Below are 16,332 nucleotides of genomic sequence, written 5' to 3'. Positions count from 1 at the left end.
AACCTCAAGGAGAGCGATACGCCATGAACGAGCATAGCAACATTGTCCCACTGCGTCAGCCCGATGAGATCGACGATCCACTGACGAATATTTTGCGATCTGGAGCTCGGCAGCTGCTTGCGCAGGCTGTCGAGATGGAAGCCGAGGCGTTTCTCGCCGCGATGAAGGGCTTGAAGCTTCCCGATGGCCGCGACCGCCTCGAGCGACACGGCCATGGTCCAGTGCGGACGATCCAGACGGGGATCGGCGCCGTCGAAGTCGCCCGGGTAAAGATTCGCGATCGCGCGGTGACCAGCGATGGCGAGCGGATCCGCTTCACCTCGGCGATCCTGCCGTTGTGGGCACGGCGCACGAAGAGCTTGGATGCACTTTTGCCGGTTCTGTACCTGCGAGGCATCTCGACGGGCGACTTCCAGGAGGCGCTGGCGGCGCTCTTGGGCAAGGATGCGCCGAATCTTTCTCCGGGGGTGGTTTCCAGACTGACGACGGAGTGGCAGCTCGAGTACGAGCGTTGGCAGAAGCGCGATCTGTCGGCGCGCCGGTACGTATACGTGTGGGCGGACGGCGTCTTCCTGCAGGCTCGCATGGAAGACCACAGCGAATGCATGCTGGTGCTGATCGGCGCGACGCCGGAAGGCAAGAAGGAACTCATCGGCTTCCAGGTCGGCGTGCGCGAGAGCACGCAGAGCTGGCACGAACTGCTCGTCGAGGCGAAAACCCGTGGGCTGAAGATCGCCCCGGAAATCGCCGTCGGTGACGGCGCGCTCGGCTTCTGGAAGGCGCTCGACGAGGTCTTTCCCGCCACGCGACATCAGCGGTGCTGGGTGCACAAAACCGCGAATATCTTGAACAAAGTCGCAGTGTCGGTACAGGCCAGCATGAAGAAGGATCTGCGCGAGGTCTATTTGGCGTCCAACCGAGCTTCGGCCGAAGTGGCGATCGATGTCTTTGCCGAGAAATACGGAGCGAAGTACGACAAGGCGGTCGAGTGCCTGACGAAAGATCGCGACGCAATGCTTGCGTTCTACGAATTCCCCGCCGAGCATTGGGACCACTTGCGGACGACGAATCCCATCGAAAGCGTGTTCGCGACGGTCCGGCACAGAACGGTGCGCACGAAAGGTTCGTTATCGTCAACGACTGCCAAGTTGATGGTGTTCAAGCTGCTCTGCGCCGCATCAAAGACCTGGCGGCGGCTGAAAGGCACAAATCAGTTGCCGAAGGTCAGCGCAGGTGTCAGATTCGAAAACGGCATCGAGGTCATCCAAGTGCCGGAAAACCACGCCGCCTGACCGCCTCGTCACCCAAAATCCCGCATAGCTCTCCGCCCGCTCGCCTTCATTCTTTCTCTTCATGATGTCGAACCTCCGTCGTGGAGGTCGCGCCGATCGCGACCCCGTCACGGCGGTCCGCAAAGCCGGGGCATTGGGGAGCTGCGCACCCGAGCCGGGGTCCCATTGCGCCAAGCGATGGGGTGGCGACGGGCCGGAACACATGTGGAGGACGGCGAAGCCGTTGCGCGGGCTTCCCGGCCCCGGCTGGACCACGGCCGGGACGCGGCGCGGTGGGCGCCTCTCTCGTGGAGAACGCGGTCGAAATAACGACACGAGAACAGGCCGCCCCTGCGACAGGACGACCTGGTCTCGGTGAGGAAGAAGGCGGGGCCGAGGCCCCGCCAGAGGCGGCTCAGCCGAAGGCCGCCATCTGCAGCTCGGCCGCCTTGCGGTCGACGGATGCGCCGATGTTGTCCGCCGGACGCTCGTAGGGCTTCCATGTCTCGCCGACGACCTGTTCGTAGGCGCGAACGGCGCCCTCGGCTGCCATGCGCAGCGCGTGGGCCTGAAGCCCCATATCGGCGGCGAACTCGCGCCTGCGCTGGGCCTGCCCGTCGAAGCCGACCGGGCCGTCGACGTCCTCGTCGCGGGCGTCGCAGGATGCCTTGGCGGTGACGTCACGCGCCTCGCTGACCGCGCGGGAGTAGAACTGGCCGGCGCCATGGGCCGAGCCGACATAGGCGCCGACGATGCGCTGGAGATGGATCTGCATGGCCCGTTCGCCGAGTCCCTCCTGGAGGCTGTCGGCAGTCTCGACGATCAGGCGCTCATGCAGTTCGCGGATGCCGTCGCTGTCGAGGACAGGAAGCCCGAAGCTTTCGGAGATACGTCCCAGGAGAGTGGAGTACTTCGGAATATGCTTTCGCTTCTCCAATCTCTCGCCAGCGCCCCACCGCCAGTGTACATTGGCGGCGAAGCTTGAGGTTTTCCCGTGGTCCTTCTGGGGCGTGCCGATGAATCTGAAGCGCGGACCGTATCCTAACCCTATTGGAAACGCCTCTTACTTCTACATACAGGCGGGCCATCGGGAGACGGCGATCGACCAAGCGATCCAGGTTATTCGTGATGACGCCGCTAGAGCCGCGCCGGCAGCTGCTGCCCAAGCTTCGCTCAATGTCGTTGACACCACCATTAGCGATTGGGTCGTTGAAACTCTGATTCAGGGCGCATGGCTACGCGAGTACCACGAGTGGGAGAAGGCAACAAAAAGCTACTTCGACATACAGCACGAGCGCAACGGCTCGAAGACGAAGCCAAAATGGAAAGGCAAGTTATCGGGCGCGGACGGCGCCGTCTCGCACGTCACTCGAGTACGAATACAGCTGGAGCTGTTTGCCGCTTCCATTCCCGATACGGTTCTTCACACCATCGACTCCAATCGGGATGCAATAAACAGGGCAAAACACGATGATGAATATTTTGTAACCGAGGAAGATTTTCGCGCTTTGCATGAAGCAATTTCTGATTTCTGGAACGACCTAGCGAAGCAAGAGGAGTTCTCTGCCCGATGAGTTTGGCAGAGCCGGGCCATCGGCAACGCTTTGCCAACCATTTCAGCTTTCCGCAAGCCCGCTAACGAATCGAAAATCGTTCTGTCGCACGTTCGTGTCTCAGAAGGGTCGCTTGGGGACTCAATCATGAACGGGAAAGCCGTCCTAGAAAACGTGCGCCGATACCGCACGATAGCTTATGTACCGCCAAACTGCGGATTTACGGCCAATTCAAAGGTGCTCGCTCCTGACGCAGGCTGAAGGATGGGAGCATCGCGCAGTTGCGGAGCTCGAAGCGTGCTTCGAGGTTTTCCATCATGCTGCTTCTGACATCCCGTCACAATCGATTCCGCAGGCCGCTCGCTGTGAGTTGATGGCTACCATCCGCCCTCAAATGCGTTCGACCTCGGTGCGGTCATCCAGCGGAGGCAAAGATGCAAAGATATGTGCCGCGACTGAAGAAAAGGACTGAAGGCTATGAACGGTAGTTCGTAACCCTCCGGCGAGGCTTTCAATTACTCATAACTTTGACCACTCGGGCTGATCCGCTGATCGGCGAAAACTTGAATCGAAAGAATCACTTGTGATTCCTTTCTGAGCACCTGATTCGCGAGGGGTGCTTAGAGGGCACGATTCGGCGCCACTCGCTTCATAGGATCTACTACGACGAGGATATGCAGCACGGCTCAGAAGATCCGAGCGATCCAAAGCGAACCACGCGTGTGCTCACGCTGATGCTTGCGAGCAAGCATTGACTTGAGGCGGCTCAACACAATGACTGTTCTTTCTGCCCCGCAACCGCGGGGCTTCTTTCCAGCAATTGCAATAGCGCTGAGGTCATCGGATGGATTGCTGGATATTCGCGATTGGACACTGGCTCGGTGCGGATGCACCTCGGACATGGTTTGTCCAGCCCTCGCTTAGTCAGGGTGTCAGAGGAGAACCATCAACTCGCCGACCGCGTCGGAAGAACTGGCGCTGGCACGCCTGCATCGTTTTGCGCCACGCAGTGAAGGCTGAAACGAGGGCTCAGACCATAGGTGTGGAATATCGCTTCATAACAAACATCTATTTGTCCTGGCCGTAGGAGAGGAGCACAGGAGATTCGAATGCGACGGATGGTCGATCGCTGCGCGCTTGCGATGGATGTATTAGCACGCTCAAGGTCGCCATTGTGCGAAGATCACAACCAGCGCATTCGTGCTTGTATTGGAGGCGCGTTCTGACCGGCATTAGCGGACTTGGGATTCGCGTTTGGCAACTTGCAGACGACGGCGCTGAAGGCGCGGCCAAGTCTCACGCAGATGGCGTTTCTGGCGAGGACGGTCAAACGAACATTTCTGTCCTTGGGAGGATGGGCTCTCAGCCTCAAGATTCGGGGACTTGTTCTGCTCGCCTCCCTATCGACGATATAGCTGCGCAGCGCGGGCATGGTGAAAGCCCGGATATACCGTATAGATCTTATCATCACGCACCAAGTCGGGCGGAGAGCTTGTCGGGTCCTGGCGGTGAGCACTGGCGAAGCGATCGAGCAGCCGGAAGCTCGCGAACAGAGGCGCTTCCGCCGCATAGGTATTCCGCGTCCGACCGAGCGGTTGGATCAGGAAGGCGGCCTTTCGATGATGTCGCCGCGCAAAGCGTCCATGGTGCAAGCTCTGAACAATCGTACAGGTCTTATCGTGATGCACCAAGTCGGGCAGAGAGTTCGTCGCGTTCTGGCGGCGAGCACTGGCGAAGCGATCGAGCAGCCGCGAGCTTGCGAACAGAAGCGCTCCCGCCACATAGGTATTCTGCGTCCGACCTGAGTGCCAGGCCAGGAAAACGGCGCGTCGACGATGTCACTGCGCAGAGCATCCACGGTGCAAGCTTAGAGCGCCGCTACGGGTCTTCGAGCGTACTTAATATGGCGTTAAGGGATATTGATTGGGCTCGCGACGTCTATGGATTCTCAGGTGCAGTGGCGAACTATGGCAGGCAGTTGCGAATGCTAGACAAGCCAACGTTCCTGCAAAAGGCCGCCGCTGATTTCCGATACAGATTTGTCGCGCGCTTGGAGGAAAATATCCGCGCTGGTGAATCATGGAGCTACGCCAAGACATGCAACGCGGTGAGCGGTGAGGCTGGCGGTCGGGAAGGCATGGAAGCTTGCAAGGCCTTAGCAGCTCGAGTATCGAGGCTCGACGACGCGCTTATGTACGAAGTCGAGGACCGAGCCCTTGCGCTCCTCGCCGTATCATTCGGTCGGAACTCCCGGATGCCGGAATGCCGCAGGGGGGCGATCAGAATCGCGGAATTTTGTTGCAATGAAAGCCGCGGACTTCGGAGGCAGACTGATCAAGGCCTATCCTTGCTGGTGAATGGCTTCAGCAAGTGGCCGGACGCGGCGGGCTGTCGCAAGGGCACCGTCGCCATCGCCGGTGAGGTCAGTCGCCGCGCCGTCAGTGTCGGGCTCACCCGTTTTGACCCGCAGGCGCTGGCGAACCTGGTGAACGGCTTCAGCAAATGGCCGGACGCGGCGGGCTGTCGCGAGGCCACCGTCGCCATCGCCGGTAAGGTGCCTTCCAAGCTCTCCCGTTTTGACCCGCAGGCGCTGGCCACCCTGGTGAACGGCTTCAGCAAATGGCCGGACGCGGCGGGCTGTCTCGAGGCCACCGTCGCCATCGCCGGTGAGGTGCCTTCCCAGCTCTCCAATTTTAAGCCCCAGGAACTGGCGAACCTGGTGAACGGCTTCAGCAAATGGCCGGACGCGGCGGGCTGTCGCGAGGCCACCGTCGCCATCGCCGGTGAGGTGCCTTCCCAGCTCTCCAATTTTAAGCCCCAGGAACTGGCGAACCTGGTGAACGGCTTCAGCAAATGGCCGGACGCGGCGGGCTGTCGCGAGGCCACCGTCGCCATCACCGGTGAGGTGCCTTCCCAGCTCTCCCGTTTTGACCCGCAGGCGCTGGCCACCCTGGTGAACGGCTTCAGCAAATGGCCGGACGCGGCGGGCTGTCGCGAGGCCACCGTCGCCATCGCCGGTGAGGTGCCTTCCCAGCTCTCCAATTTTAAGCCCCAGGAACTGGCGAACCTGGTGAACGGCTTCAGCAAATGGCCGGACACGGCGGGCTGTCGCGAGGCCACCGTCGCCATCGCCGGTGAGGTGCCTTCCCAGCTCTCCAATTTTAAGCCCCAGGAACTGGCGAACCTGGTGAACGGCTTCAGCAAATGGCCGGACGCGGCGGGCTGTCTCGAGGCCACCGTCGCCATCGCCGGTGAGGTGCCTTCCCAGCTCTCCCGTTTTGACCCGCAGGCGCTGGCCACCCTGGTGAACGGCTTCAGCAAATGGCCGGACGCGGCGGGCTGTCGCGAGGCCACCGTCGCCATCGCCGGTGAGGTGCCTTCCCAGCTCTCCAATTTTAAGCCCCAGGAACTGGCGAACCTGGTGAACGGCTTCAGCAAATGGCCGGACACGGCGGGCTGTCGCGAGGCCACCGTCGCCATCGCCGGTGAGGTGCCTTCCCAGCTCTCCCGTTTTGTCCCGCAGGCGCTGGCCACCCTGGTGAACGGCTTCAGCAAATGGCCGGACGCGGCGGGCTGTCGCGAGGCCACCGTCGCCATCGCCGGTGAGGTGCCTTCCCAGCTCTCCAATTTTAAGCCCCAGGAACTGGCGAACCTGGTGAACGGCTTCAGCAAATGGCCGGACACGGCGGGCTGTCGCGAGGCCACCGTCGCCATCGCCGGTGAGGTGCCTTCCCAGCTCTCCCGTTTTGTCCCGCAGGCGCTGGCCACCCTGGTGAACGGCTTCAGCAAATGGCCGGACGCGGCGGGCTGTCGCGAGGCCACCGTCGCCATCGCCGGTGAGGTGCCTTCCCAGCTCTCCCGTTTTGACCCGCAGGCGCTGGCCACCCTGGTGAACGGCTTCAGCAAATGGCTGGAAGATGCGGCATGCCATCAGGCGGTAATAGACATCGCGCGCGGCCTCGGCGGACCGGGCCGACGCTTTGGTTCGTTCACGACGCTTGAGCTCATCGCGATCGCCAATGCTCTGGGACACAGTGTCATTAGGGGTGAGGACGGTGGAGACGTTGCGGAGACAGCCCTGCTGAAGAACAGCTTACATCAGCTGGCTCACTACCTGCACGATGCCGATGATCGGCTGGAGCAGGCCGATGTTCTGAGCATTGCTACCATTTTCAAAGCGCTGGCGAAGACTAGGCTGTTTGAGGACCTCGGGTTGCTCGCACCGATCGGGTTAAATCGGCTCAACCAGTTGTATGGTGCCTCTGGTTTTGCCGCGGAAAGTAACCTCGAAACCATGAGCAATCTTTGCGCCGCCCTGCTGCCGTTGGTGCGCAGCCCGCACCTGCGCTCGTGCCGCAGGCAGGCTCTAAACCTGCTGAACGACATCCAACCGGTCGTGGAGCGCAAGATCGATGCGTATCTCGACGCAAGCGAGGCGGAGCGGACCCGTGGGCCGTTTGCGACTCGCTGTCCCGCCCTCTCGATCTATAAAGTAATCAAGGCGCGTGCGGACCTGGAACGTCTTTACAAACGACCGTATGTCGAGGGCAAGAGGTCCGATTTACGGATCAGGCAGGAAATGCTGCGGCACGGGACCAAGAGGATCCTGAAGGAGGCGCGCGACCTCATCCAAAGCGATCTTTCCAACATGAGCTGGAATCTGATCGCGCAGATCGAGGCGGACAGCCCTGTCGATGCGCTGGACGCGTTCATCGTGCGCGAGGCGGCAACGGTCCAGGCTCAACATGCTGCGTCCGTCTTCGACGTCTATCAGGTGTTGCGATCCATGGATCACGCGCCCAGACCACCGCAGGGTGACGCGGGATTGATGCAGCTGTCGGTGGTGGACCTGCAGGGACGGCGAGTGGCGACGGAGCCTGAGACACGCTATTCGATTTTGCATCGCCTGACCTCGGGGGCATTGCCGGTGGTTGCGGTGCAGCTGCCGGCAAAGCCGAGCACTTTCATGTTGGCGCGGACGCTGACCGTCGAGGGTGTGCCGTACCGCCTGGACCTGTTCGGCGGCAGCAAGTTGAAAGCACCCAAACCGAGGCTGTCGCAGATCGCTGCCCGGGCTCCAGGCGATCAGCCGGCGGCGTCTTCCGGGGGCAAGCTGCTGGCCATTCCCTATGCCGAAACCGCTCCGGGGACGTCGTTCGAGCACCTGTCGCGCGCCTGGGCGCCGTTCAAAGAAGCTTATTGGTACACGCAACGCAGGGGGTTTGCGGCGCCACCCGCGATCAAAGATTTAGGGCCTCACGACTACGCGCTGGAGGGCGCCTTCAAACTGCTGCTGATGCCGGACCGGCCTGGCGGCAAAGCGCATCCCTTTAAGCTGACTGGACCGGAAGGTCCGATTGCCTCGCGACCGCATGACGGCTGCGGCTTCATCAAGGCTTCGCTGGCCGAGCGGATGCCTGCTGTTCGCCGGGTTGGTCACCAGGAAGGTCCCGATCGGCTGCGGGCCTTTGGTGAGGGAAGGAGATCGTCCCTCCCTCCCTCGGCGCTGCAACATTACCCTCGCAACGAGCAGGTGGCGGAAGAAGCGAGCGAGAAGGCCAGGACCTGGCTTGAAAGCCGAGAAGGCCAAGAGCTGACGTCGGAAGACTTGTTTCGCACCGTCACGGCCGGACATATCAATGGTCCCGGTGCGGTGGCCGTCCCATCCGATGATGGCTGCCTCCATGTGCCGACGCTCAAGAGCGACACCTTGACAGGGAAAGGTGGTGTGCTGCTCGGGCGGTCCCCCTATGACAAGCCCAACCTGCGCCCGTTCGCCGCCGGACGAGTCAAGTCAGCAGTTGATGGGGATCCGACTGCGGCGTTCCTCGATCGGAACGTGGCCATGCAATACAGTTTCAGTATCGCCCAGAAGTCGCAGGACAAGCTGGCGGCTGAGGATCCGAGCTTCTTTGCCAAAGGCATTTTGATCGTGGTGCCAGATGAGATGTGGCCGGCCGACTACGCCGACCGTGGACTGGTGATGTCGGCCGAGGACGTCAAGTGCCATTCGAGCTGGACCGAGCGTAAGGACCGCGCGAAGGTGGACGTGCAGGTCGAATGTGTCGGCATTCTGCAGGCAATTGAATTGTTCGCTCCGGGGTCATTGGTTGCAGTCCCGCCTGGTGAACAGAACAAGCTCGATGGCGACTTCGACGGGGATACCGTCATTATCCTCGCCGACCGGCCACAACTTTATCAGCATGTCCGGCGGTTCGATGAGAAGGAGCAAGCTCGCGGCGTTCGCTCGCTCAAGCCGCCAAAGTCGCATACGCCGGCGATCAAGGATGATAGCTACCAGTTCAGTCGTGCCAGCCAGATCCTCGCGGCCACGACGAATGTTTTGGAAGTCTATAGCAGCCTGCAGCGAAGCTTTCTGGCGCAGTCCCATCAAGGTCGACACTGGTTTGCCGAGCGGGCCATCTTTGGCACTTACGAGGGCGTTCAGCACGAGCTCAGGCGACAGATCGGTGGCCTGTTGAACCAGGAGCAGGTGCGTTGCCAGGAAATCCAGGACAAGCTCGAGCAGGCGAGGCACGAGATCGAGGTCGCAGCCCATCCGGTCGCTCGCGAAACGGCCGAGTTGCTCGTCGCCGACCTCGATGCTTGGGCAGCGAGGGCGGATGAGCAGGTCCTGCGTGAGGCAGTCGGACGCGTGAGCGAGGCAAAGCTGACGGTGAGCCCAGCACTCGTCGCGCTTTTCCCGGAACTGGCGGAGGCCTATTCGGCGGCTCCTCAGCCTCGCGACCGCATCCAGGTCATACTCGACCACTATCCGGCGCGCATCGATCCCCGCCCGGATGGTTACAATCCGGACGATCTCGTCCAAAGCGCAAACAATCTCTTGAGCCTCGGCATCAAGGTCGGCACGGACGGCTATAAATCCGACACCGGGGTCCGCCTCTTCATGAAGAAAAGCCAAGAGCTTCAGCGACTCCTGCAACAGGTGCCGGCTCTTAAGTCCGCGCCCTACAGCAAGAGCATGGCGGCGACGCTCAGCCAGGGCCGGTTCGACGTCGATGCTACCTTGGAAGATCTGAAGGATAATCCCACGCTGGCGGCGTCAGTCATGGAGGCCTCAATCAAGCTTGCTGCGGAGAAGCACATTCTGCCCGAACCCTCTGGCCGACTGCTTACGGCTGAGGATACGCCATGACGGTCATTGTAGCCGACCATCCTGCGCACGACAGCGCCGTTCTTTTGCTCGACGAACGCTTGATCGTTTTTGCGGTACGGCCGGCAGCGCGTGAAAATGATACTGGCCGTGTCACAGTACGTCTTGAGCGTCTCGTTCATGAAAACGGTGTCATTGGCCGTGTCCAAGCCAAGAAGCGCGAAGGGCAATTGCTTACGCAATTCCGTCAGCACGGTGCTCAGCAGCGTCTGCTCGCGCACGATCAGCGGCGCACATTCCGTTCAGCCGGTCACGACATCAGTGAGGACCAGGGTCTGTACGAAACTGCCGCGCGCCGATGGACCGCTGTGGGCGACAAGGTCCGCCTCCACGAAGCCCGGTGCGGGATCATTCCAATCCGCCGAAGTCCGTATCGGAATACTGCGTCGTAGGGCGTGTGCGGCCGGTCGCCGGCGCTGGCGACCGAGCCCCTCCCGAATCCGGCCCAACGCCCGGTCGATCGTCGCCGCGCTCATCGAAAGCAGCTTGCCGCGGATCTCGGGAGCGAGGTCAAGATGGCTGTGCCCGCTCCATCGCGTCGATCAGCATCGATATCAAGGCTTTCAGCCGCTTCCCGCAAACCCGGTCCGAGGCTTCTCAGAGGAGTGCGAGCGCATTGCGTTCGGCTTCACCGTAAATCCGGCGCCGCGCCCGACGACCTGTTCGCGACCCATCGTGGCCCCGCAGCAGCCGCATCGCATGCTTGCGATGATATCCAGTGACATTGACGAACTCATCCAATATCCGCGCCTTCTCCACGCGATCGCTCGATCGGTAGCGTTCGCCCACAGCTGCCGTCAGTTCCTTCCTAGTCGCCATGCTCGGCCGCCTCATTGTCGCCCCCGCCCGCCCGTCTGCTCGGGGAGCAACTTACATGAGGGTAACCGGCATGAGGCCCCCACCTAGCCACCCCTCGGCTTGCGCGCGATACAGCCTGGCATGAGCTGATCGGTGGAGGTGGAACGATGGCAAATGCCATGCTTGATGCCAGGCAGGAAGATGACTCCTATCGTCGCGTCGAAGTGATCACTGGGGAGCGCCGACGGCGTCGGTGGACGGGCGAGGAGAAGGCCCGGATCGTGGCGGAGAGCTTTGGGGAGGGTGCGAACATCTCCGAGGTTGCGCGGCGCAACGGCGTTTCGCGGGGGCTGCTTACGGTGTGGCGACGCCAAGTTGCGGCGGCGGTGGTGGTGGGCAAGGCGCCGAACTTCGTGCCAATCCAAATTGGTGCCGAGAGCGGTAGCGGGACAGCCGGCGAGCCCGAGCGTATTTCGCGGCTACAGACGAAGCCTTTGGAGATCGCCGCGCCGCCGGCCAAGGTTTGCGGAGTTGTCGAGATCGAGGTGAACGGGGCGCGCATCCGGGTCGAGCCGGGCGTGGAGCTGGCGACGCTGTCGACCGTGCTGGCGGCGCTTCGGGGCATCCGGTGATTGCGCTACGCTCTGACCTCAAGGTGGTGCTGGCGACACAGCCGGTCGATTTCCGCAAGTCGGTGCATACGCTGTCGGCATTGGTGAGCGAAGCGCTGCGTGTGAACCCGTATTGTGGCGACGTCTTCGTGTTCCGCAGCAAACGCATGGACAGGGTGAAGCTTCTGGCGTGGGACGGCAGCGGCATGGTGCTGGTGACGAAGTGGTTGCACCAGGGGCACTTCACTTGGCCGCCGATCCGCGACGGCGTGGTGCATCTCAGTGCGACGCAGCTCGCGATGCTGCTCGACGGACTCGAGTGGACGCGCGTCTCACCCAAGCCTGTGAAGCAGCCGGCCGTTGTCGGCTGAGAGGAGAGGATTTCGCTGGAGCCTGTGGCGCGCGGATGTATGGTCCGTTCATGGCGATTCGCCCGGACGTTCTCCCGACTGATCCAGCCGCTCTAACCGAGATGGTGCTCGCGCTTGACGCCGAGAACGAGAAGCTGCGTGTTGCGATGCAGACGCTCAAGGAGATGATCTTCGGGAAGCGCTCGGAACGGCTTGCCACGCTCGTGGCCGAGCAACTTGCGCTTGAGCTTGACGATCTTGAGACCAGTGTCACGCCGCCTGCAGCTGCCAACGACGATGTGCCTGCGGCGAAGCCGGCCGATAAGCCGCGCAAGAAGGCGCGCCGCAACATCGGCGCGTTGCCCAAGCATCTGCCGCGCTGTGAGCAGGTCCTGGAGCCGGAGGTGACGGCCTGCCCGTGCTGCCAAGGCCAGCTTCACAAGATCGGCGAGGACGTCAGCGAGGTGTTGGACGTGATCCCGGCGATCCTGCGCGTGCTGCGCACGATCCGTCCCAAATACGGCTGCCGCGGCTGCACTGATGGCGTAGTCCAGGCGAAAGTGCTGCCGCGCCTGATTGAAGGCGGCATGGCGTCGACGGCCCTCGTGACCCACGTGGTGGTCTCGAAGTTCGCCTGGTATTTGCCGCTGTACCGGCAGGTTCAGATCCTGGCCGGCCAGGGCATCCATCTTGACCGCGCGACGCTCGCCGGTTGGGTCAAACGTGCCGCCTGGTGGCTCAGGAGCCTTTATGAGCTGCAGCTGCGGATGATTCAGGCCGCGCCGCGCGTGTTCTGCGATGAGACGCCGATGCCGGTGCTCGATCCCGGACGACATCGCCCCCGCATCTGCCAGTTCTGGGCGCATGCTATGGATGACCAGCCATGGGGTGGCCCCTCGCCGCCGGCGGTTGCCTACGTATTCGCCGACGGCCGTGGCACCAAGGAGATCGCCGGACAGTTGACGGGCTTTTCCGGCATTCTGCAGGTGGACGTGTGTGGACGCCCCACTAAATGCAAGCAAAATTTAACTTCGGAACAGGCATGTGGTCGGGTGCTGACGTGTGTCCGGCCTCGTGATGCGACCTCGACACGTCGCGGGCCCTTATGGAATGCGTGGATTGGATCCAATTCGGCTATGCGTGCTCTCTGGCACTCATCCACCTGTTGATTCTTCCAATCCCAGTCCCTGACCGATTGCCCATAATCCTCCGTTAGACCTTACCACATTCCCGACGTCTCTCGGCTTCTGGCCCTGCGTTACGCAGCGCCAGACGCTGGAGCTTGATAAGCGCCACCGCGGACCATCAAGGCCCAAGCGATACGCGCCAATTTGTTCGCTAGAGCGACCGCGATCAGCTTTGGTGGCTTCTTCAAGAGCATTCTCGCGAGCCAGGATCCTGCTGGCGGTCCATATCGTCTTGCCCATCGCACCACGGCGGTGGCACCAAGCACGAGGAGCCGTCGGAGATCTCGCCGGCCCATCCTGGAGATTTTGCCAAGCCTGTCCTTGCCTCCGGAAGAATTCTGTTTGGGCGTGAGACCAATCCAGGCCGCAAAATCACGCCCCTTGGAAAAGGTCTCCGCCGAGGGCGCCAAGGCCTCTATCGCTGTGGCGCAGATTGCCCCGATCCCCGGAATGGTCATTAAGCGAGAGGCCACCTCGTCCTGTCTCGCGCGCACTCGCAGTCCCTTCTCAAGCTCTGCAATCTGCTCCGACAGGGATTCCACGTGCTTCAAGAGAGTCTGGCAAAGGCCACGAGCGAGATCGGGCAGGTCCGGATATATTGTCAGGAGCTCATGCAATCGGGGGATATGTCTGACGCCCTGAGCCACGATCAAGCCGTATTCCGCAAGATGTCCGCGCAAAGCGTTGATCGCCTGTGTACGCTGTCGAACCAAGAGATCACGAACCTTGAATGCCATGGAAGAGGCTTGCTTCTCGGCGCTCTTGACGCCGACAAAGCGCATCGTTGGTCGAGACGCGGCTTCGGCGATCGCTTCCGCATCCGCGGCATCGTTCTTCTGACGCTTAACGAAGGGCTTCACGTAGGAGGGATGGATCAGCCGGACCTCGTGCCCAAATTTACCAATCTCCCGTCCCCAATAGTGGGCGCTGGCGCAGGCCTCCATTGCGACCACACACCTTGGCAACTTGGCGAAAAACTCGAGCAATCTGCTGCGGTTGAGCTTTTTACGCAGGATCATCCTTCCGTCCTGCCCCGCGCCGTGGACCTGAAACACGTTCTTGGCCAAATCTAAACCGATGATGCTAACCTCGTCGTCCATGGACGTCCTCCTTACCGGGTTTCAACACCCGCACTTTGGCACAATCGATGCCGTCGGGGGGCGTCCACTCCATCGGTTATGCCGCCTACAAGGCGCTGGCACGCGGTCATGGCGGCGCGATCCAGCTCGCCTTTTGTCTCGCCCATGCCCGACGCAAATTCGTCGAGGTGTACAAGACCACCCAGTCGCCATTCGCGCGCGAGGTGATTGAACGGCTGCAGGCGGTCTATGCGATCGAGGCAGTGATCCGCGGCAGTAGTGCCGAGCAGCGGCTGGCCGCCCGCCGCACCAGGAGCGCACCCTTGATGGCGGCGCTCAATGCGCGACTGACCGAGATCGTCGGCCAGCTGTTCTCCCAATCGAAGCTGACAGAGGCGATCAACTATGCGCTCAATCACTGGGACGGACTGACGCTGTTTCTCCGCGACGGCCGCGTCGAGGTCGACTCCAACACAGTCGAGCGTTCCATGCGCCCGATTGCCATGGGAAGACGCAACTCCTTGTTCAGCGGCAGCGAAGGCGGCGCCGAGAGCTGGGCCATCCTGGCGTCGATCGTGAACACCGCAAAGCTCCATGAGCTCGATCCGCAGGCCTATCTGACCGACGTGCTGGAGCGCATCGTCTCCGGGCGAACCAAGAGCCATCAACTGCACGAGTTGCTTGCCTGGCACTGGAAGGCGGCGCGCCAGCGCACCGCACAGGCCGCTGCGTGAGCCCACGTCGCCATAAAGCATCGTCATCGATGGCCGTCGCCGCGATGCCACTTGCGGAACTCCAGCGATGGCTGCAGGCTCGCGTCGATCAGCATCCTGCCGCCACCAATCTCTCCATGCTCGACGGCTACGTCGCCGCAATCGTGGCCGGACCGGTGTCGATGAGCCCACTCGACTGGATCTGCCCGCTGCTCGCCATCGATGCCGATGCCTTCAACCACGGCGGCACCCCGGAGTTTGCAGCCATATCGGCCGTCGCGCTGCGCCACAATGACATCAGCAACACCCTCTCGACCGCACCCGACAGCTTCGCGCCGATGCACCGGCGCAAACCCAGTGGAGACGTCGATCCGCGACCATGGTGCCAAGGCTTCTATGCCGCGATGCGGCTCAAGCTATCGGCGTGGGCGCCGTTGCTGGACGCCAGCAACGTCAATCGCGGCCTACTTCTGCCCATCCTGCTGCACTGTCGCGACGATCAGGGCCGTCCGCTGCTTGGACCACCACGAAGCGGTCGCGAGACCAAGAACTTTCTGCGTAACGCCCACGCCGACATTCCGGCGGCGGTCGAGGCCTTGCGGCAATACTGGATGCCGATCCGCTACGCCCGCGCTCGCTGATCACCGCGCACGTGGGAGCTCATACCGGTTACACATGAGGCAACAGCCTATCATTCGGGAACTTCTACGCTGACGCAATGCGCGCGAGCTTCTGATCGACATCCGCCGGCGCGGACTGCAGGTCGCGCCTGAACTGGCGGTCGGCGATGGCCCACTCGGCTTCTGGAAGGCGATAGATGAAGTCTTTCCCGGCACCCGGCGGCAACGCTGCTGGCAGCACAAGACCGTCAACGTGCTCAACAAAGTTCCGAGCTTCGTGCAGAGTGGCATGAAGAGAGCCCTGCAGGATATCTCGATGGCACCGAGCCGGGCCACAGCGGAGCTTGCACTCGAGACCTCGCCGAGAAATACGGTGCCAAATACGCGCGCGCCGTTGATTGCCTGGTCAAGGATCGCGAGGATCTGCTGGCATTCTAAGACTTTCCTGCCGAGCACTGGGTCCACTTGCGAACCACGAATCCGAGCGAGAGCGCGTTCGCCACGGTGCGACACAGGACAGTTCGGACCAAGGGATCGTTGTCGCCACAGACAGCCAGGTTGATGGTGTTCAAGCTGATCGATGCAGCCTCGAAAACCTGGCGTCGATTGAAGGGCACAAATCAGTTGCCGAAGCTCATCGCCGGTGTCGGATTCGACGACGGCATCGAGGTCAGCCGCTCACATCCGATCAATGTCTCGCCGACGCACGGCGACGACAGGGACGCCTTCTCCGCAGTTGCTCCGGCTGGGGCCGTTCCACACCATCAGTTTTGGTGCAGCTACGTTTTTATTCTGCGCCGATTAGTCCGGCTTGAAGCAGATCGATTTTGCCACGGCCGTACATTTGGCGTCTGTGAGCTGCACACCTGAAGGTCAGCCTGGCGAATGCGCCTTCGGCGCCCGCGACGAGTTTCATCTCGCCGCCATTGTGCAGAACCTCACACAATGGTGCTGCGTCTACTCGGTCCGCCACCAA

The 16,332-nt window shown here is 61.8% G+C and carries 12 protein-coding genes and 2 pseudogenes; 11 read left to right on the top strand and 3 right to left on the bottom strand.

Going from position 1 to position 16,332, the window contains the following annotated elements:
* The first annotated feature begins 23 nt into the window (after positions 1–23).
* On the top strand, positions 24–1,292 hold the full coding sequence (locus tag J4G43_RS51920) for an IS256 family transposase (RefSeq protein ID WP_208089775.1): 1,269 nt from the start codon (positions 24–26) through the stop codon (positions 1,290–1,292).
* A gap of 394 nt (positions 1,293–1,686) precedes the next feature.
* Here J4G43_RS51920 and J4G43_RS51915 read toward each other — a convergent pair whose 3' ends face one another.
* Positions 1,687–2,208, bottom strand: coding sequence for a hypothetical protein (locus tag J4G43_RS51915; RefSeq protein ID WP_225005928.1), 522 nt, complete (start codon positions 2,206–2,208; stop codon positions 1,687–1,689).
* A 31-nt stretch (positions 2,209–2,239) separates the two neighbouring features.
* Between J4G43_RS51915 and J4G43_RS51910 the strand changes: the two genes are divergently transcribed.
* From J4G43_RS51910 to J4G43_RS51895, 4 genes are all read left to right on the top strand, one after another.
* A complete protein-coding gene (locus J4G43_RS51910; protein WP_208089774.1) occupies positions 2,240–2,845 on the top strand; it encodes a hypothetical protein in 606 nt (201 codons plus the stop codon).
* A 653-nt stretch (positions 2,846–3,498) separates the two neighbouring features.
* Positions 3,499–3,579 carry a DUF3768 domain-containing protein gene (locus J4G43_RS56340; protein ID WP_208089825.1) on the top strand — a complete coding sequence of 27 codons (81 nt, stop codon included), beginning with the start codon at positions 3,499–3,501 and terminating at the stop codon, positions 3,577–3,579.
* 753 nt (positions 3,580–4,332) lie between these two features.
* Complete coding sequence (locus tag J4G43_RS51900) at positions 4,333–4,629, top strand: hypothetical protein (protein ID WP_129557678.1); 297 nt, start codon at positions 4,333–4,335, stop codon at positions 4,627–4,629.
* 98 nt (positions 4,630–4,727) lie between these two features.
* Positions 4,728–9,980, top strand: coding sequence for a hypothetical protein (locus tag J4G43_RS51895; RefSeq protein WP_456298926.1), 5,253 nt, complete (start codon positions 4,728–4,730; stop codon positions 9,978–9,980).
* On the opposite strand, the pseudogene J4G43_RS51890 reads toward J4G43_RS51895, so the two are convergent.
* Positions 9,962–10,832: pseudogene (locus J4G43_RS51890) on the bottom strand (ISNCY family transposase); the annotation flags it as partial. The gene J4G43_RS51895 and the pseudogene J4G43_RS51890 sit on opposite strands and share 19 nt — an antisense overlap.
* Positions 10,833–10,963: 131 nt before the next feature.
* On the opposite strand from J4G43_RS51890, the gene tnpA reads away from it, so the two are divergent.
* From tnpA to tnpC (J4G43_RS51875), 3 genes are all read left to right on the top strand, one after another.
* Positions 10,964–11,428, top strand: a complete 465-nt coding sequence (tnpA, locus tag J4G43_RS51885; protein WP_208089772.1) for an IS66-like element accessory protein TnpA — start codon at positions 10,964–10,966, stop codon at positions 11,426–11,428.
* Entirely contained in the window at positions 11,425–11,778 is a 354-nt protein-coding gene (tnpB, locus tag J4G43_RS51880) for an IS66 family insertion sequence element accessory protein TnpB (RefSeq protein WP_208088553.1), read from the top strand. Before tnpA ends, tnpB begins: the two co-directional genes overlap by 4 nt.
* Positions 11,779–11,924: 146 nt before the next feature.
* Positions 11,925–12,926 (top strand): IS66 family transposase, encoded by a 1,002-nt coding sequence (gene tnpC, locus J4G43_RS51875; protein ID WP_225005498.1) that lies wholly within the window; start codon positions 11,925–11,927, stop codon positions 12,924–12,926.
* Positions 12,927–13,015: 89 nt separating this feature from the next.
* Here tnpC (J4G43_RS51875) and J4G43_RS51870 read toward each other — a convergent pair whose 3' ends face one another.
* Positions 13,016–14,044 (bottom strand): IS110 family RNA-guided transposase, encoded by a 1,029-nt coding sequence (locus J4G43_RS51870; protein ID WP_208088552.1) that lies wholly within the window; start codon positions 14,042–14,044, stop codon positions 13,016–13,018.
* Positions 14,045–14,091: 47 nt separating this feature from the next.
* Here J4G43_RS51870 and tnpC (J4G43_RS51865) point away from each other — a divergent pair, with 47 nt between their 5' ends.
* From tnpC (J4G43_RS51865) to J4G43_RS51855, 3 genes and pseudogenes are all read left to right on the top strand, one after another.
* Positions 14,092–14,757, top strand: a complete 666-nt coding sequence (tnpC, locus tag J4G43_RS51865; RefSeq protein WP_225005434.1) for an IS66 family transposase — start codon at positions 14,092–14,094, stop codon at positions 14,755–14,757.
* 29 nt (positions 14,758–14,786) lie between these two features.
* A complete protein-coding gene (locus tag J4G43_RS51860) occupies positions 14,787–15,377 on the top strand; it encodes a YecA/YgfB family protein (RefSeq protein ID WP_208088551.1) in 591 nt (196 codons plus the stop codon).
* A gap of 82 nt (positions 15,378–15,459) precedes the next feature.
* Positions 15,460–16,031, top strand: a pseudogene (locus J4G43_RS51855) (transposase); the annotation flags it as partial.
* Positions 16,032–16,332: the final 301 nt, after the last annotated feature.

This window comes from Bradyrhizobium barranii subsp. barranii (assembly GCF_017565645.3).
Lineage (GTDB): Bacteria > Pseudomonadota > Alphaproteobacteria > Rhizobiales > Xanthobacteraceae > Bradyrhizobium > Bradyrhizobium barranii.
Note: the sequence above shows the minus strand (reverse complement) of the source record. Positions and strands in the feature narration are given on the sequence as shown.